At 31.0% G+C, this 19828-nt stretch carries 15 protein-coding genes; 8 read left to right on the forward strand and 7 right to left on the reverse strand.

The window, feature by feature from the left end:
- From HM985_RS11530 to HM985_RS11560, 7 genes are all read right to left on the reverse strand, one after another.
- A complete protein-coding gene (locus tag HM985_RS11530; protein ID WP_179376403.1) occupies positions 1-762 on the reverse strand; it encodes a YHYH protein in 762 nt (253 codons plus the stop codon).
- A gap of 194 nt (positions 763-956) precedes the next feature.
- Positions 957-1475 carry an EF-hand domain-containing protein gene (locus HM985_RS11535; RefSeq protein ID WP_179376404.1) on the reverse strand — a complete coding sequence of 173 codons (519 nt, stop codon included), beginning with the start codon at positions 1473-1475 and terminating at the stop codon, positions 957-959.
- A gap of 384 nt (positions 1476-1859) precedes the next feature.
- A complete protein-coding gene (locus HM985_RS11540) occupies positions 1860-2612 on the reverse strand; it encodes a hypothetical protein (RefSeq protein WP_179376405.1) in 753 nt (250 codons plus the stop codon).
- 370 nt (positions 2613-2982) lie between these two features.
- Entirely contained in the window at positions 2983-3255 is a 273-nt protein-coding gene (locus HM985_RS11545) for an EF-hand domain-containing protein (RefSeq protein ID WP_179376406.1), read from the reverse strand.
- A gap of 130 nt (positions 3256-3385) precedes the next feature.
- On the reverse strand, positions 3386-3817 hold the full coding sequence (locus HM985_RS11550) for a hypothetical protein (protein ID WP_179376407.1): 432 nt from the start codon (positions 3815-3817) through the stop codon (positions 3386-3388).
- A gap of 77 nt (positions 3818-3894) precedes the next feature.
- Positions 3895-4209: a hypothetical protein gene (locus HM985_RS11555; protein ID WP_179376408.1), complete on the reverse strand. Its 315-nt coding sequence runs from the start codon at positions 4207-4209 to the stop codon at positions 3895-3897.
- Positions 4210-4248: 39 nt separating this feature from the next.
- Positions 4249-4827 carry an RNA polymerase sigma factor gene (locus HM985_RS11560; protein WP_179376409.1) on the reverse strand — a complete coding sequence of 193 codons (579 nt, stop codon included), beginning with the start codon at positions 4825-4827 and terminating at the stop codon, positions 4249-4251.
- Between the two features lie 222 nt (positions 4828-5049).
- Here HM985_RS11560 and HM985_RS11565 point away from each other — a divergent pair, with 222 nt between their 5' ends.
- The 8 genes from HM985_RS11565 to HM985_RS11600 all read left to right on the forward strand — a co-directional run bounded on the left by HM985_RS11565 (position 5050) and on the right by HM985_RS11600 (position 19827).
- Entirely contained in the window at positions 5050-6261 is a 1212-nt protein-coding gene (locus HM985_RS11565) for an RsmB/NOP family class I SAM-dependent RNA methyltransferase (protein WP_179376410.1), read from the forward strand.
- Positions 6262-6290: 29 nt separating this feature from the next.
- Positions 6291-8117, forward strand: a complete 1827-nt coding sequence (locus HM985_RS11570; protein WP_179376411.1) for an endonuclease — start codon at positions 6291-6293, stop codon at positions 8115-8117.
- A gap of 200 nt (positions 8118-8317) precedes the next feature.
- On the forward strand, positions 8318-9406 hold the full coding sequence (locus HM985_RS11575) for an endonuclease (RefSeq protein WP_179376412.1): 1089 nt from the start codon (positions 8318-8320) through the stop codon (positions 9404-9406).
- A gap of 162 nt (positions 9407-9568) precedes the next feature.
- On the forward strand, positions 9569-13258 hold the full coding sequence (gene purL, locus HM985_RS11580) for a phosphoribosylformylglycinamidine synthase (RefSeq protein ID WP_179376413.1): 3690 nt from the start codon (positions 9569-9571) through the stop codon (positions 13256-13258).
- A gap of 35 nt (positions 13259-13293) precedes the next feature.
- Positions 13294-15318, forward strand: coding sequence for a tetratricopeptide repeat-containing sensor histidine kinase (locus tag HM985_RS11585; RefSeq protein WP_179376414.1), 2025 nt, complete (start codon positions 13294-13296; stop codon positions 15316-15318).
- Between the two features lie 3 nt (positions 15319-15321).
- On the forward strand, positions 15322-15954 hold the full coding sequence (locus tag HM985_RS11590; protein WP_179376415.1) for a response regulator transcription factor: 633 nt from the start codon (positions 15322-15324) through the stop codon (positions 15952-15954).
- Between the two features lie 1327 nt (positions 15955-17281).
- Positions 17282-19054 (forward strand): AMP-dependent synthetase/ligase, encoded by a 1773-nt coding sequence (locus tag HM985_RS11595; RefSeq protein ID WP_179376416.1) that lies wholly within the window; start codon positions 17282-17284, stop codon positions 19052-19054.
- Positions 19055-19371: 317 nt separating this feature from the next.
- Complete coding sequence (locus tag HM985_RS11600) at positions 19372-19827, forward strand: MarR family winged helix-turn-helix transcriptional regulator (RefSeq protein ID WP_179376417.1); 456 nt, start codon at positions 19372-19374, stop codon at positions 19825-19827.
- Position 19828 lies beyond the last annotated feature (1 nt).

Genomic DNA, 19828 nt, shown 5'->3' on the forward strand with positions numbered 1-19828 from the left:
TTAATAACCTTGAAATGGTCCTGCAAATGCTAAATAAGAACCTGTTGTTGAATAAACTTCATTTATAATATGATAATGATATTCTTCTTCACCGTCAGTGTATTCTGTTGTAGATGTATGACCACCTGATGCGTCTAAATCTGTTGGATATGTTCCTGTTGAAGAACATTGTCTTCCATATAGAAAAACACCATCTAATAAGATACCTACCAAATTATCATCATCGTTACTAAATGCTTTTGGTTCTAAGTGATAATGATATACACCTGGACCAATGTGACCACCTGTCCAATCTAAACTTGCTGCAGCCTCATCTAAATCCCCTGCGCCTTCTTGGTCATTAAAAATAGATGCCCCACTTACTGCAATCCCTATAGTATCAAAAGTTGTAGATACTGAACTCCCTGTTAAATTAGGGGTTGCGTCTACAGTTATAGTAACAGCATTGTTGTTACTAGACATTATACTTGGTGTAATTTCAACAGTTGGTTCTTCAATATATAAATCATTTCCTTCTCCCCAATAAACAGTTTCGTGATCTGGCAAACCTGTTGTTTCAATAACAACATTAGAGCCATCTAAATAAATTGTAGTTGCATCTGTATTAAAAGCGTAAAATGCTGCGTGAAGTTCTGTTACAATCTCATCATCCGTATCATCTGTACCTGCTACTGAATCTTCAGTACTATCATCACTTGAACAAGCAATATTTAATGAAAAGACCAGTACAGTCAAGCCTAATAATTTTAATAAATTTTTCATAATTGTTTTTTTTGATTTCTTGTTTGTTTAACTCTATAAAAGTTTAGATGGCTTTACAAAAGAAAACTTGCGCTTCAAACTAACTTTATTTTAGTTTTAGTTTTCATCAGTCACTACATAACTGATATACAGGTCAATACCTCTAGCGCAATTAACTCTTTAAAAACAGTGAAATTGATTAGCTATCATTGATATTAGTCTCTTCGCTTTTTACGTTCAACGTCATTATCTTTAGAATAAAAAGCTTTTAATTCTTCTAAATCTAATTGTGAATCTCCATTAACATCAATATCACTAAAATTAGCCATAAGATCACGCTTGTCTTTTGCTGCAACCTCTAATTCATTTAAAAGACCATCTTCATCTTGATCTACTTCTGCTAAGATTTTTTCAGCTGATACCGGTTTTGGTTTTGTATTATCTAATGCAGCTTCTAACTCTTCAAGATTAATAAAACCATCCCCATCAGCATCTATTTTACTAAAATCTTCAGAAATCTTACCGCGTTCATCTTTTGCTGCTTCATCTATATCAATTTTATCATCACCGTTTGTATCTAAGATTTCAATAATTTTAGAAGCATCTGGCTTTCCTCCTTCTGGTGGTCCTCCACCCTGTCTACCACCTCTTCCGCCTGGTCCTTGTGCAAAAGCAAAACTGCATAATAGTATTGATAAAATCCCTAGCGTATTTTTTAATTTGTTTGTTTTCATAATATCTATTTTATCTTTAGATGTTTTCTTTAAAATAAACTTGCGTTAGGTATAAAAAAAGCTTCATGACAGTATCTATCATGAAACTTGTTAGTTCCGTGCTGTTTTTATAATTACCATTCTATGTGCAACAAATACAGTATTTTTGAATTATTTTTTTAACTAGTTATTTAGGTGCATTTACTAAATAAAACTTTTGATTCTTTCTTAAATAAAAACAAGAAAGGCTTCGTGATTTTCTTACGAAGCCTTAATGAAACAATTAATAAACTTAAACAAAATTTTTATGCCCTATAGTTAATGTATTAGAAAAACTTTCCTAGCGACCATAGAGCTACTGGTATTTTTAAAATAAACACTTCATCTACATCATAGGTCTTGTTTTTAATTTTCTAATTCTTTTGTAAGTCTAAAAGCTATCATTTGAGTTTTATCTCTCAAGCTTTTAGCATTAGACAATTGAATTTCTGTTTGTAACAGACGGTCTACTAAACTGTTCTGATATTCCCTACTCTCTATTAACTCTCTGTAATTAGAAGCCATCGAGAAAGACTTAAAATCGTTGTTTGCAAATTCACGTTCCGAAAGAATATCGATTAAAGAAATATGTTTCTCTATAGCAGGTTGTAATTTATTGACTATAATGTTCTCAATTTTTGATTCTTGATTTTCAAAATTGTCTAATTCGTTAGGATAAGCAGCAATAAGATCTTTTAATAATACACTTTCTATAAATTCAAATTTATTAGTTGTATTTACTGAGTTCATCGCTCCATTATGCAATTGCGTAGCTTTATAATCTACATTAATTAACTCTGTTTTTTCGGTATCTGACAACTCTGCTAGTTCATCCTCCATAATTAGTTGAATTGTACTTTCTACTATTTTAGAGTTTTTTGTATAACTAGCAATTGCAAAATCTAAAAGATCTAAATTAGAATTCAACTCTTCATTTAAAGACTGATAGATCTTTAACTCTACAATTCTATTTTTTCTTAATTCATTTAAATTATTAATCTTCCATGCTATTAGAACACCAACAACAATAAAAAAAATCTCGCCAAATGCATAAATTAGATAACTCTTTATTTTTCCTGAATCCAATAATTTTTTTCTAATTTTTCTGAATAATTTCATATCATAATTCAGTATTTGAAATTTTTATTTGAGTAGACTTATTCCTTTAAACTCTTTCTCTTTAAATTAAGCGGCTTATTTACTTGCATAAATCTTACTCACAATCAATTACATATATATTTATTGACTCTTAATCTTATCCTCTCAATCTACATTAAAATTTATATTACCTTCATTTTTAGAACAGACACTATATACATCAATTTTCTAGCAGATAAAAAGCATAAAATACACTTGCTCTCTACAATTATTAATTAGATATATTTCGGTAAACTCTATTTAATATAAAAAAACCTCGAAATCTCTTTCGAGGCCTTTAACTACAATTAACCAATCAAAATATTATTAACTTTTCTTTTTTGGAGCTTTACTAGTCTCTCGACTTACGTTCTGGCTTAGGTGCATTTTTAAATTCTTCTTCAGTAATAAAACCATCCTCATCTGTATCTATTGTAGAAAACTGATCTTTTAACGGTCCTTTTACTTCATCTTCAGATAATTTACCATCGTCATTTGCATCCATCTTTTTTATTAATTCACTAAACGTTGGTGGCTTTTTTCTATCTGACTGCGCGTAAGTCCAATTAGAAAATGTTACTAAACCAAAAACCAATACTACTGTTTTAAATGTTTTACTTTTCATGTTTTGCTTTTTAATGTTATGTAAGTTTAGATGCTCTTATCTTTTTAAACTTGTTGTTTACTTTGTTAAATAAAACACAAAAAAAGACCTTCAAAATATTGAAGGTCTTTTTTTGTGTTGTTACTAAATTCTAATCGTTCTGTCTAGGTGGTGGTATATGACCTTCTCCTTCCCTCGGTGGTGGCGGCATACGACCTTGATCTCCTTGGTGCAGTGCATCTACAATTAGCATTTTAAATTTTTCCTTTTGTTCATCATTAGATAATTCTTGTATCATTCTAAAATGATAAAAAACTTCTTTGGCTTTCTCTTTCTCTTTTAAAGAAATTAAAGATGTTATAGAATCTATAGAAGATTCTGAAACATTTTTCTCAGATAACTTTTCAAAAAGTTGATCTTTTAACACCCGTACATCATCAGATAATCCTATAATTATTTTATGATGTCCTTTACTCTTCTCTTTAAACGCTGTTAATTGTTCATCATTAAAACCAAGTTGTTCAACAATAAAATCTTTATTACCTCTCGGTTCTTTAGGTTTGAAATCAATTTGATTTCCCATATAGATATAAAGGAAAAAAATATTAACCACTATTAAAAAGATTAGTAGAATGTATAAGGTTACATTTTTCTTCATAATTAATTCAATAAAGTAGATTCTGTACTTGTAGATAACCCATATGAGTCCGCAAAACTGCTCACGCTCTCATCGTAAGTATTCGTTTTTAATTTATTAAAAGCAATAACATTTAACACTATGATACAAATTAATGTTGCTAGTTGTAACTGAGGTGTAAACCATGACCAAGTCTTATCTTGGATATCTTCAGAAGCATTTCTAATTTGATGCATAACCTTTTCTTTAAAAAAGGGTGACACTTTAGCCTCTTCAATAGATTCTATTGCATTAAAGGTATCTTGTATTTTTTTATCCATTTTAACTTTAGCTTTCATAATTATAGATTTAGATGCTGAAGTTTTAAAAAACTTGCGCTAATATTCATTTTTATAAAAATTTCCTAAAATTTTCTTTAAATTCTTTTTTGCTCTAAACATAATAGATTCAACTGACGATAGACTTTTACCTGTAATTTCAGCAACTTCCTGATAACTCTTACCATCAATTTTATGCAATGTAAATACGACGGTCTGACTTTCGGGTAAATTATTTATAGCTTTAAACAAAGTAGCATTGAGCTCCTTGTTTTCTAATAATATTCCAGGATGATTCACCTCTGTAAAATAATCTGTTTTATCTATAGGAATAGCATTGCCTGTAATAGACTGTAAAAAAGCAAAACGTTTCTTCGTATTTTTCTTTCTAATAAATTCTAAACACTTATTAGTCGTTATTTTATAAATCCATGTGGATAATTTAGAATCTCCCTTAAATTTTTTAATAGAATTAAAAACTTCTACAAATACATCTTGCGCGATGTCTTCTGCATCTTCTCTATTAGGCACAAAAGAGATACAAGTACTAAAAACTTTTTGCTCATATTGATCTAAAAGCGCGCTGTAAGCCTTAGGACTTTTTAACTTTAGTTCTTGTACAAATTTCGTTTCCTTCAAAAATTATTATGATTAATAAAGTGCTAATTTAGTTTAGATAGAATTACTAAAGAAAAGATTATATAATTTATTTATCATTAAACATTAACACTTCATAATAAAAACCTTTACTGTTAAACTTTTCACTTACCTTTGTAAGCTATTTAATTTAAAATTAATTCTGTTTAAAGTTAACTATATATCATTGTAAATTGAGACAGAATACCGAATACAAATAAAGAAATGCGACTACACAGAAATTTATGCTTTGCAGTAATTGACGGATTACACCTTGTTTTTAATGAAGGTGAATATGCTGACAAAGTAATACAACAATTACTAAAACGCGATAAACGTTGGGGAAGCAGAGACAGAGGTTTTGTTGCCGAAACTGTTTACACTATTGTACGTTACCAAAGACTGTATGCAGAAATTGGAGATGTAAAAGCCCCTTATGACAGAGATAACCTTTGGCGAATTTTTGCAGTTTGGGCAACTCTAAAAGGTATTAAACTACCAGATTGGAAATATTTTGCTGACACACCAAGTCGAAAAATTAAAGGACGTTTTGATGAATTGTCTAAAATTAGAAAATACAGAGAATCTATTCCAGATTGGATTGATGAATTGGGTGTTTCTGAATTAGGTGAAGCTGAGTGGACTAAAGAAATCGCTAAGCAAAATGAACAAGCCGAAGTTATTCTTAGAGTTAATACTCTAAAAACGAATAAAACAGATTTACAACTTAAGTTAGAATCTGAGAGTATTGAAACTGATTTTTTACCAGATCACCCTTCAGCTATTAAATTAAAAGAGCGTGCCAACGTTTTTGTAACTGAAGCTTTTAAAGACGGATGGTTTGAGGTACAAGATGCTTCTTCGCAACTTGTTGCTGATTATTTAGACGTTAAGCCAGGTATGAAGGTGGTAGATGTTTGCGCTGGTGCAGGCGGAAAAACATTGCATTTGGCGTCACTTATGGAAAATAAAGGCCAACTGATAGCTATGGATATTTACGAAAGTAAATTGAGAAAACTAAAAGTTAGAGCACGTAGAAATGGAGTTCATAATATTGAAATGAAAGTCATTGACTCTACTAAGCCAATAAAGAAATTACATGGCAAAGCAGATCGCTTATTAATTGATGCTCCCTGTTCTGGTTTAGGTGTTCTAAGAAGAAACCCTGATGCTAAATGGAAATTACAGCCAGAGTTTATTGAAAACATAAAGAAAATCCAAGCAGAAGTTTTAGAGCAATATTCTAAAATGGTTAAATCTGGGGGGAAAATGGTTTATGCTACATGTTCTGTTTTACCATCTGAAAACCAAAAGCAAGTTGATAAATTTTTAAACTCTGAAGCAGGTAAAGATTTCACTTTTGTAAAGGACAAAAAAGTCTTAGCTTATAAATCTGGATATGACGGATTTTACATGGCGCTTTTAGAAAGAAAATAATTACCCCTTCCATTTAAACATTATTAAAGATGAAGAAAAACTACTTACTGATTATTACTTTTTTTGTAACCTTTATTGGTTTTGCTCAAATTCCTTCAAATTACTACGATAGTGCAAATGGCCTAACTGGTTTTGCGTTAAAAACGCAATTAAAGGATATTACGTCTAATGGTCATACAGCAAGAACATACAATCAACTTTATGATGGAGACGGTGTTTCTGGTTCTGATGGATATGTAGATACCCATTCTGACATTGATGTTGTTGGTGGTACTAATTATGAAAATGATGGTACAGTTTTAGATTTTTATTCTGAAAATCCAACAGGTACAGATTCATATAATTTTACTCATAATGTTGATTCTGGTGGTAACCAAAATTCAGAAGGAGATTGTTATAATAGAGAACATTTAATTCCTCAGTCTTCTTTTAATAGTAATTACCCAATGCAAAGTGACATTCACCACGTTATCCCAACAGATTGTCGTGTTAATAATTACAGAGGATCATATCCGTTTGGTAATGTAGGCTCTGTAAACCTTACTTCTGATAACGGCTCCAAAAGAGGTACAAGTTCAATGTCTGGTTATACAGGTATTGTATTTGAACCTATTGATGAGTTTAAAGGAGACATTGCAAGAGCAATTCTTTATTTTGCTACCCGCTATGAAGATACTGTTGATGGCTACACAAGTTTTAATATGTTTAACGGAACAGAAAACCAAGCTTTAGAAGATTGGGCTGTTACTGTATTATTAGATTGGCATTACAACGTAGATCCTGTTGATCAGAGAGAGCGCGAAAGAAATAATGCTGCTTATAATTTTCAAGGTAATGCAAACCCATTTGTAGATCACCCTGAATATGCAAACATGATTTGGAATCCTACACCTGATGAAGAGTCGCCTACAAATCCAACTAATCTTGTAGCTTCTAACCCTACGGATAATAGTATTACTTTATCATGGACAGCTTCAACAGATAATGTTGCTGTGTCATCTTACGATGTTTATATGGATGGGGTTTTTAGTTTTAACACAAGTAATACTACAGCAAATGCTACCTTACTAATTTCTGACACTAATTATTGCTTTACAGTAAAGGCTAAAGATGCTGCAGGAAATACGTCTGCTTTTAGTAATCAAGATTGTGAAACAACAACAAATACGGGAAACGTTCCAGGTACAATTTGTTTAACAGAAACTTTCGAAAACTTGGATACTTCTATTGGTTCTTATTCAGATATAATCTGGACAGGTGATCAAGGAGGAACTTGGAGTGCTACAGATGCTAGAACAGATCAAACTATTAATTCTTCAAGTGCTATTACAGTAAGAGATGGAATGTTAACTCTTCCTGCAACTGCAAATGGAATAGGATCTTTAACGGTAACCACCAAACGCGTATTTTCTGGATCGGACGGAACTTTTAATCTAAACGTTAACGGAAATCTTGTAGGAACCATTGCTTACACGGACACAGAACAAACAATAACTATTTCAAACATAAATGTAGAAAATAATGTTTCAATTATTATTGATAGTAACAGTGATGATGATAACAGAGTTATATTTGACGACTTATCTTATACATGTTATTCTACATTAAATGTTAAAGATTTTAATATACAAACAGTTAAACTTCACCCCAACCCAATACAAAGTGATTTAACTGTAGCTTTAAAATCTAATATTGACACTAACATTGAAATTTATAATATTCTAGGAAAACGTGTATTTAAAAATACAATTTCTAAAACGAGTACTTTAAATCTTCAAAATTTAAAAACAGGTATTTATATTGCAAAAATTACACAGGGTAATTCAACAATTACAAAAAAACTTATAAAACAATAAATTCATTAATTTCAATATATAAAAAACAGCTTTTTAAGCTGTTTTTTTTTGTTTAAAATGGAATAAATTTATCTCAAGCTGTTAAAAAAAAAAAAAAAAATCATTTGCAAAAAAAATTACCTTTGCAGTAGACACGGTATGTCAACTTATAAATCCCTATTAAAGGAATATTGCATCTCACTATTAAAAAAATAAAATTAATGAAACACCTTTACACTCTATTTTTAGTATTTACAACCTCAGTTGCGTTTGCTCAACTAGCTCCGCCTGCAGAGTTAGAGCCCTATTATAGCAACGTCGACTTCACCTCTACTGGCATTAGTTTAAAAAATGATTTAATTGATCTTACTACAGATAAGCACATTAATTTTTTAAGTTACAGTGATGTTTGGGAAGCTTCAAAAATTACAGATTTAGATGCGGACAATTCAAATAATATTATATTACTTTATGGTTACAGTGATACTGATAACAATGTAACTACAGATCGTACCAGAGCAAAAAATGCAAACGGAGGAGGAGTTGGAGATTGGAATAGAGAACACGTTTATCCTAAATCTCGAGGAAATCCTAATTTAGGAACATCTGGTCCTGGCTCTGACGCCCAAATGTTAAGACCAAGTGACGTACAAAGAAATGGACAACGCGGAAACCTTGTCTTTGCGAATAAAAGTACAGGACAATTTTTAAACGGTGAATCGGGATCTACTAACGGAGGTTGGTATCCTGGTGACGAATGGAAGGGGGATTGCGCCAGAATTATAATGTACATGTATTTACACTACGGAGAACGCTGCCTACCTTCTAATGTTGGTATAGGAAGTAACACTTCTACACCAGACGATATGATTGATTTATTCTTACAATGGAATGCTGAAGACCCTGTTGTTGAAGGCGGATTAGAAGATGTAAGAAATGCCTATCATGCCAATACAAGCAATGAATATGCGCAAGGCAATAGAAACCCTTTTATTGACAATCCATATTTAGCGACTGCAATTTGGGGTGGACCTGACGCTCAAAACAGATGGGAAAACCTATCGATTGAAGATGTTAGTCAAAACACAATTAAAATGTATCCTAACCCTGTAAACGGAAATGAAGTTACTATTCTATCAAATAAAGATATTATCGCTGAAGTTTATGATATTTTAGGAAAAAAGGTAAAAGTTCAAAGCATATCATCCAATCAATCAAAATTAAATATTTCAGGATTATCACAAGGAGTCTATCTTGTAAAATTAAATTCTGAAAATGGAACCGAAACGAAACGGTTGATAAAACAATAATAACTATTCTATTTTATAAAAAAGCGACTTAATGAGTCGCTTTTTTTATGTTTAAAACATCGTGAATAACTCTCTTCTTTTCAATAGAATATTATAAGTTAAATCACGTATAAAAAAAGTAAATTTGCATTTTACTAAACACAACTCAAATACCAGACATAAATGATTCATTTCTTCGGGAACCAAAACAGTAAAGTTTTTGCTGTTCAAGCAACAAAAGAATTATCAACAGAAACCATATCTAAACTGACATGGTTATTTGGTGATCAATCGAAAATAGAACAAGCATCACTCGATGCTTTTTTTGTTGGACCTAGAGCTGCAATGATTACACCTTGGAGTACAAATGCTGTAGAAATCACTCAAAACATGGGGATTTCAGACATCATAAGAATTGAAGAATTCACTTCAGTTGTTGAAGATTACAAGGATTACGATCCTATGATTTCTGAAAAATATCAGAGTTTGAATCAAGATATTTTTAAAATTGACATTCAACCTGAAGCCATTTTAAATATTGAAGATATTGCTGCTTACAACCAACAAGAAGGGTTATCGCTTAGTGATGAAGAAGTAGAATACCTTGAAAGTGTTGCTAAAAAAATAGATCGACCATTAACCGATTCTGAAGTCTTCGGATTTTCTCAAGTAAATTCAGAACACTGTCGTCATAAAATATTCAACGGAACTTTTGTTATTGATGGAGAAGAAATGCCAACTTCATTATTTAAATTAATAAAAGAAACATCTAAACAATTTCCAAACGATATTGTTTCGGCATATAAAGATAATGTTGCTTTTATAAAAGGCCCTAAGGTGGAACAATTTGCACCTAAAACTGCAGATAAGCCAGATTTTTATGAAACTAAAGATTATGAATCTGTAATTTCATTAAAAGCAGAAACACACAATTTCCCAACAACTGTAGAGCCTTTTAACGGAGCTGCAACAGGCTCTGGTGGAGAAATTAGAGATAGACTTGCTGGCGGAAAAGGTTCTTTACCTTTAGCAGGAACGGCTGTTTACATGACTTCTTACTCGCGTTTAGAAGAAAACAGACATTGGGAGAATAAATTTGAAGCGAGAGAGTGGTTGTATCAAACACCAATGGATATTTTAATAAAAGCATCTAATGGAGCATCTGATTTTGGAAACAAATTTGGACAACCATTAATTACAGGTTCTGTACTAACTTTTGAACATCAAGAAAATTCTTCAGTAAGTGATTCTCCAGCAAGAAAATTAGGATACGATAAAGTGATTATGCAAGCGGGTGGTATTGGCTACGGAAAAGCAGATCAGGCTATAAAAGATGTTCCTAAAAAAGGAGATAAAATTGTAATTTTAGGTGGTGACAACTACAGAATTGGTATGGGAGGCGCAGCTGTTTCTTCTGCTGATACTGGTGAATTTGCATCAGGAATTGAATTAAATGCAGTACAACGTTCTAACCCTGAAATGCAAAAACGTGCTGCAAATGCGGTTCGTGGTATGGTAGAAAGTGAAGAAAACTTTATTGTTTCTATTCACGATCACGGAGCTGGTGGACACCTTAACTGTTTATCTGAACTTGTTGAAGATACAGGTGGAAAAATTGATTTAGACAAACTTCCTATTGGTGATCCTACCCTATCGGCTAAAGAAATTATTGGTAATGAATCTCAAGAACGTATGGGATTAGTTATTGGTGAAAAACATTTAGAAATCTTACATAAAATAGCAGACAGAGAACGCTCGCCCATTTATGATGTTGGTGAAGTTACCGAAAATGACCGCTTTACTTTTGAATCTAATTCTACTGGCGAAAAACCTATGGATTTAGCTTTAGAAGACATGTTTGGCTCGTCTCCTAAAACAATAATGACAGATAAAACTGTTATTAGAAAATATAAAAACCCACGCTACAAAACAAAGAACTTAGAAATCTATCTAAAGCAAGTTTTACAACTTGAAGCTGTTGCGTGTAAAGATTGGTTAACAAATAAAGTAGACCGTTGTGTTGGTGGTAAAGTTGCCAAGCAACAATGTGTTGGTCCATTACAAATTCCGTTAAATAACGTTGGTGTAATGGCTTTAGATTATAATGGTAAAGAAGGTGTTGCAACATCTATTGGGCACGCGCCTATTTCTGCATTAATTAATCCAGAAGCAGGAAGTAGAAATGCTATAACAGAATCTTTAACCAACCTAATATGGGCACCTTTAAAAGATAATTTACATTCTGTTTCTTTATCTGCAAACTGGATGTGGCCTTGTAAAAATGAAGGTGAAGATGCACGTTTATATAAAGCTGTAAAAGCGGTTTCAGAATTTTCTATTGGTTTAGGAATTAATATCCCTACAGGAAAAGATTCTTTATCTATGAAACAGAAATATACAGATGGAGATGTAATTTCTCCAGGAACTGTTATTATTTCTGCTGCAGGAAACTGTAATGAAATCACTAAAATTGTAGAACCTGTTTTACAAATTGATGGTGGAAATATTTACTACATCAATGTTTCTCAAGATGATTTTAAATTAGGAGGAAGTTCTTTTAACCAAGCATTAAATGCTATTGGAAATGAAACTCCTGATGTTACAAATGCTGCTTTTGTAAAAAACACATTTAATACCATTCAAGATTTAATTAAAGCAGATAAGATTAAAGCAGGACACGATGTGGCTTCTGGAGGTTTAATTACAACCTTATTAGAAATGTGTTTTGCAGATGTTAATTTAGGTGCAGATTTAAATATTACATCTTTAAATGAAGAAGATTCTATTAAAGTTTTATTCTCAGAAAATTCAGGAATTGTTTTTCAAGCAGATGCATCTGTAGAAACTATTTTATCAAAAAATAATATTGAATTTTTTCATATAGGTGAAGCTAATACTTCAGGAATTGTAAAGATTAAAAATAACGAAGATGACTTCTCTTTTAATGTTACAGAACTAAGAGATGTTTGGTTTAAAACGTCTTTCTTATTAGACCAAAAACAAACGGCTAATAATTTAGCTCAAGATCGTTTTGACAACTATAAGAATCAAGCGTTAGATTTTAAATTTCCATCTCATTTTACAGGAAAATTAAAAGATGTGCTTACTACAGATAATTCGCGTCCTAAAGCGGCTATCTTAAGAGAAAAAGGATCTAACTCTGAACGTGAAATGGCAAATGCTATGTATTTAGCAGGTTTTGACGTTAAAGATGTTCATATGACCGATTTAATTTCTGGTCGTGAAACATTAGAAGATATTCAGTTTTTAGGAGCTGTTGGTGGTTTTAGTAACTCGGATGTTTTAGGTTCTGCTAAAGGTTGGGCTGGAGCGATTAAATATAATGATAAGGCCAACAAAGTAATCAATGATTTCTTTAAAAGAGAAGACACACTTTCTGTCGGAATCTGCAATGGAGCACAACTTTGGATGGAACTCGATTTAGTAAACCCAGAGCATGAGACTCATGGTAAACTGACTTATAATGATTCTCATAAGCACGAAAGTGGATTTACATCTGTAGAAATTCAGAAAAATAACTCTGTAATGCTTTCTACTTTAGAAGGTGCTACTTTAGGAGTTTGGATTTCTCATGGCGAAGGAAAATTTAGTCTTCCTTATTCTGAAGACAAATATAATATTGTAGCTAAATATGGTTATGCAGAGTATCCTGCAAATCCAAATGGATCTGATTTTAACACCGCAATGCTTTGTGATAAAACAGGAAGACATTTAGCAACTATGCCACATATTGAACGTTCAATTTTTCAATGGAACTGGGCCAATTACCCACAAGATAGAAAAGATGAAGTTTCACCTTGGTTAGAAGCTTTTGTTAATGCTAAAAAATGGATTGAAGGTTCTAAAGACTAAATTTTCACTAATTTAGGTTTTTGAAAATAACATCAATGAAAACTATTTGTATAGCATTTTTTCTATTAACTTACTCCATTACTTATGCGCAAGACACAACGCCTCAACATAAAGTTGAGGCGTTAAAATCGCTTATAAAAATCGAAAAAAACGACGGTAAAAAACTAAAATTACTAGATCGTGTAACCGATTTTCTTATTGATTACCCTAAATTAGGTTATGACTCAATTTCTAGAGTCACTATAGATTATGCTATACAATTAGATTCGTTTAATATAGCCTCTCGGAATATTCAAAATCGTATAAATTATTATAATAACACCTTAGGAAAACCTGAAGAAGGCATCGTTATTTTCAACACTTATTTTAAGACCCTTAAGGATCACATTACAGATAGAAACATTGCCGGTTTTTATATTGATACAGGAGATTGTTATTACAATCAAAGACAACTGGATACAGCCATATCTTACTATAACAAAGCCAAAAAATTTGCTATAAAGGCAGGTAACGACCGCGTAAAAGCTTTCGCTATTTTACGTCATGGTTATGCTTATTTTGATCAAGGTAATTTCACAAAAGCTTCTCTTAATACTCAAGAAGCTTCAGAAATTTTCATAAAAATTGAAGACACTTTAAATATTATTGCATCAAAAAATTCTTTAGCTATTATATATAGTTCTAATGATTTTTTTGACGAAGCAGAACAAGAACGTCTTGAAACTATTGCATTAGCTAAAGCATTTAAAAGCTATGCTCAACTTACTTCCATATACTTAAATGCAGCTGCAGATAAACAAAAACAAAATTTAAAAAAAGAAGAAATAATATATATACAGAAAGCAGAAAAAGAAAATAAAAAATCGAATTATTTCGATTATTTCCATCCTATAATCTTACAAGCTTTTGTTATTGCTTATGCAGAAAACGACAGTATTAATAAAGCTAAATTCTATTATAAAGCCTTAAAAGAAGATAAAAGAAATACCGAAGGTATTTATGAAAGTAAATATTACAGGGCATCTGCACATTTAGCGTTTGCTGAAAAAGACTTTCCAAATGCATTAAAATGGGGCACAAAATATCTTGATCTTGTTAGAGGCCTAGACCATATTCCAAATATAGAAATGGGGGAAGCTTTTTTAGCTAAAGTCTATCAAAAACTAAATCAATATGATTTAGCTTATATACATTTAACAGCCTCAAAAAAAATTGAAGACTCTATTAAGTCATCACAAAAAAATAAAGCGTTAAGCTATTACCAAACACTTTACGAAACCAATAAGCGCGATCAGAAAATAGAGAATCAAAAAACAGAGATAGAGCTTTTAGATATAGAAAATAAACATAAAGCAGAACTGTTATGGGGAAGTATTATCCTTTTAATAGCCCTCTTTTCAATTATTTATTTGTGGCGTTCACGAAAGTATTCACGAAAAAATGTTCAACTTCAAAAAACTTTTGCTCAAGATTTAATACATAGCGTTGAAGCAGAACGTAAACGCATCTCTAGTGAACTACATGATAGTGTTGGTCAAAGCTTACTACTCATTAAAAATAAAATTTTTCTAGAAAACGAAAATAATAACGATACCTCTTTAGTAGATGGAGCTATTGATGAAGTTAGAACTATATCCCAACAGTTACATCCTTTTCAATTTGAAAAACTAGGCTTAATCAAATCAGTAAAAAACACGATAGTAAACTTCCAGAAAAATTCGGATATTTTCTATTCAGAAGATATAGACATTGAAACTTTAAATATACCGAAAGACAATGAAATTTTTATTTATAGAATGCTACAAGAATGCTTAAATAATGTTGAAAAACATTCAGATGCAAAAGCTTGTGCTATAAGTGTAGAGGATTTAAAAGATGCGGTTTTATTCCAAATAAAGGATAATGGCATTGGTTTTGATCTCACCGAAAATACTGAATTACTTAATAGTTTAGGTATGAAAACCATAAAAGAGCGTGCAAAACTTATTGGCGCACAATTGAGTATTGATTCTATTAAAGGAAAAGGAACCACAATTCAAATAAAAGTTCAGAAAAAATAAGCTATGTCTACTACTATTATTCTTGCTGATGATCACCCCTTATTATTAAGTGGAACTAAAGAGTTCTTAGAGAAAAAAAAGTATGAGGTTATTGCAACAGCTACAGATGGCAATACCGCTTATAATAAAATCTTAGAACTAAAGCCTGATATCGCTATTCTTGATTTTGATATGCCCAAATTGAACGGTATAGAAGTTGCTCAAGAAATTAAACGCAATAATTTACATACCAAAATTATTATTTTAACGCTGCACAAACAGGAGTCTATTTTAATAGAAGTTGGCCAGTGTATTCAAGGTTATGTTACTAAAGATAGTGCCATACAAGAATTGGAAGCTTGTTTACAAAGCTTAAAGAATAACATTAATTATATTGGTGATAAATTAAAAAAAAGCGTACATTTTAATACTAATACAGATTCTAAAATTAAAAAACTTAGTCCCACCGAAATTAAAATTTTAAAATATTTAAATAAAAACCTTAACAGTAATCAAATTGCTGACGAACTATTTATCTCTAGACGTACAGTAGAAAAACACCGCAGTAATATTATTAAAAAATTAGAAATCGATACTACTAACCAAAACGCCCTCTTTGTTTGGTTAAAAAACCACCCTAATATATTCAATACGTAGACCTACGTATACTATTATTAATCAATATATTATAGATTTAAGCAATCGCTAAACTATAATATTATCATTTCTATAGACCATTATTACACACCTATTAACTACTGGATTTTAAACATTTCCTCTATTGAAATGCAAAATGGAGAAATATATACTTTGCCATCCGATGGCTATAGTTACATTCTTTTAAAATCAGAAAAAAAGAATTCTATACATTATCTTAAGCCCTTTATCAGTCCACTGCTCCTAAAATCGAATAAAAAAGTCACTTATTATATTATAAAGTGTAGACCAACTTATGTTGGTTATTTACAGCAACAACAAATAGTATTAAAATCTCTTAAACCAAATGATGTTTTAAGGCAACTATCCTCTGCTAAATTTAAAGCTATAACTCCTACACTATTAGACAACCTTATAATTGAATTACTTTATAAAAGTAAAGCTATTACCTTAACAGAATTCAAAAAAAAGTATCAATGCAAAAACAATAACCTTGAACTATTTTTAAAAAAAACAATAGGATTAACTTTTCTGCAATATCAAAGTTTATTATTGAATTCTACGTAGACCTACGCATTGCAGCGTTCTAATAAAATTTATAATTTAGCAGTGTTAAATAAAACGTTTAAATACGTAACTGATTATTATAAAAAAATATTACAAAATATAAAAGTATTATTGGTAGAGGGAGATCAGGTTAGGACATTTTTGCGCTTAGCCTGTTTTTTTATTAAAAAAAATCTTGGCGCATAGTAACCATACTGACCAAAGGCCCTTGCACCTTTAAACCTACTGTAAATCAAAATATTGAACCTTTATTTATCTTATTAATATTCTTAAATAAATAATCTTTATTATTAGAAACATTAATATTTTATACTTTCTAATAACGGTTTGGATCAATAACAAAATAAACTGAATTCTTTACACTTCATCTTCAAAATGCAATTCTATTTAATCGATTAAGAATTATTATATAATTTGGAATATAGTTACCGCTTATAATGTATTCATTACCTACAATTCTTATTTCCCTTATATCCTGAATATTTATCCTAGAAAACAAATACTTTCAAAAAAATAATCCGAATCATAACAAAGTATTATAGTCATAGTAACCTTCAAGGGTATTAATAACATATTAAACCATTGAATTAATTACTTTTTATGAAAATATCTGATTTTAATTATACATTTCGTAAAATCAAGCCATCATTTCCACAGCATAAATCCATAATTCTTAATTTATTCTTACCATCATTATTAATTTTGTATTCAATAATTTTATACTTTCGTATTATCTCTTACTAAATAAGCGCTAACAACTATGACAGAAGTAACTCGACTTTTCGACTTTCCATATTATCAATTAGAACACAAACCAAACCCTAAAGCTTTGGTTACCAAATACAATGGTGAATGGATAGCAACATCTACTCAAGAATATATAGATAAATCGAATGCAATAAGCAGAGCTTTATTGCGATTAGGGCTAAAAGAAAATGATAAGATTGCTCTTATTTCTACTAATAATCGCACCGAGTGGAACATTATGGACATTGGAATTCTTCAAACTGGAGCACAAAACATTCCAATCTATCCTACCATTTCAGCTGAAGATTATGAATACATTTTAAATCACAGTGAATCTATTTATTGCTTTGTCTCAGACGAAGGGGTATTAGAAAAAATTAGAAAAATTCAACATAAAACCCAGATTAAGGAAGTTTACTCTTTTGATCATATTGAAGGTTGCAAACATTATTCAGAATTATTTGAATTAGGAAAAGATGAAAGTAACCAACCAGAGGTAGAGGCGCGTAAAGACGCTGTAAAACCAGATGATTTAGCAACTATAATTTATACTTCTGGTACTACAGGCAAGCCTAAAGGTGTAATGCTTTCTCATTGGAATATTACAAGTAATGCTTTAGATAGTTCGCCTAGAGTTCCTATACTACCCGGTGAAAACAGAATTTTAAGCTTCTTACCTATTTGCCATGTATTTGAGCGCGTGCTAATATACGTTTATCAATATTCAGGATTTTCTATCTATTTTGCAGAAGCTATGGATAAAATTGGTGATAACGCTAAAGAAGTTAAGCCTCATTTAATGAGCGTAGTCCCAAGATTACTTGAAAAAGTTTTCGATAAAATCATGTTTAAAGGTGAAGACCTGTCTGGTCTAAAAAAAGGACTCTTCTTTTGGGCTGTTAGACTTGGAGAAATTTGGGAACCATATGGTGCAAATGGCTCGTGGTACGAGTTTAAGCTTAAAATAGCTAATAAAATAATCTTCAATAAATGGAGAGATGCCCTTGGAGGAGAGTTAAGTACTATGGTTTCTGGTAGTGCAGCGCTTCAACCTAGATTAGCTAGAATATTTGGTGCAGCTAAAATGCAAGTTATGGAAGGCTATGGTTTAACTGAAACATCACCTGTAATAGCTGTTGGCTTATACAAAAATAAAGGTTATAAAGTTGGAACCGTAGGAAAAACAATAGATAACGTAGAAGTTAAAATCGCAGATGATGGTGAAATCTTAGTTAAAGGTCCTAATGTAATGTTAGGCTACTATAAAGATCCTATTAAAACTGAAGAAGTAATGACAGATCATTATTTTCATACAGGAGATAAAGGTTTGGTTGACGCTGATGGTTTTTTAAAAATAACAGGGCGTAAAAAGGAAATGTTTAAAACGTCTGGAGGAAAATATGTAATTCCACCACTTTTAGAAAACGACATGAAACAATCTCTATTTATTGACCAAATTATGGTTGTTGGTGAAGGAGAGAAAATGCCAGCAGCTTTAATTCAACCAAATTTCGATTTTATAAGAGATTGGATTGATATTAAAAAACATGATATTGGAAAAACAGATGCTGAAATTGCTAATTCTGATATCGTAATAAGCAGAATTCAAAAAGAGGTTGATAAATACAATCTAAATTTTGGTAAATGGGAGCAAATTAAACGTTTTGAGCTAACGCCAAACGTATGGTCTATTGATGATGGTCAATTAACACCAACAATGAAAATGAAACGTGCTGTTATTAAAGAAATGTATCAAGATCTTTACAATAAAATTTATAGAGCTTAATTTAAGTTCTTGCATTGTACTTTTTATTTATAAAATAGGAAGGGTCACAGTTAAAGTGGCTCTTCCTATTTTTTTTATTCTAATAATAAACTACACGTCTTTAATAAGACGACAATAATAAACCCTGATTACAATTATCTTCTTCAGTTAACTTTATCATATTTTTTTGTTAAAATAACATATTCATAAAAAAATAGGTATAAAAAAGTGTTTCTTTCATTTTAAGAACATTTATCTTAGTATTATGAAAATAATAATTCTTAATTTATTATGCGTGCATAGTATTTTTTATTATATTTGAATTCCAATACTATTGAATGAAAGATAAAACCATAGATTATATATTAAGAACCACTTGGTTAGCCGTTAACAAAATGTATAACGAAGAAGCGGCAAAATACGACACAACCATGGCTACTGGTTTTGCCTTATTGAGCATAGATCCCGAAAACGGAACACCCTCAACATCCTTAGGACCAAAAATGGGAATGGAAGCCACAAGTCTTTCACGAACCTTAAAAATGATGGAAACTAAAGGCTTAATTGAGCGCAGACCTAACCCAGAAGACGGAAGAGGCGTATTAATTTTTTTAACCGAATTTGGTTTAGAAAAAAGAAATTACTCTAAAGATAGAGTTATCACTTTTAATGAAACAATTAAAGCTAATGTTTCACAAGAAGAATTAGCAAGCTTTCAAAAAGTAGCCGAAGTCATTAATAACATGATCTCTAACAAACAAATATACAATCAAAAGGAACAAACAATAAAATAAT

Origin of the sequence: Winogradskyella wichelsiae, assembly GCF_013403925.1 — a bacterium.
Classification (GTDB): Bacteria; Bacteroidota; Bacteroidia; order Flavobacteriales; family Flavobacteriaceae; genus Winogradskyella; species Winogradskyella wichelsiae.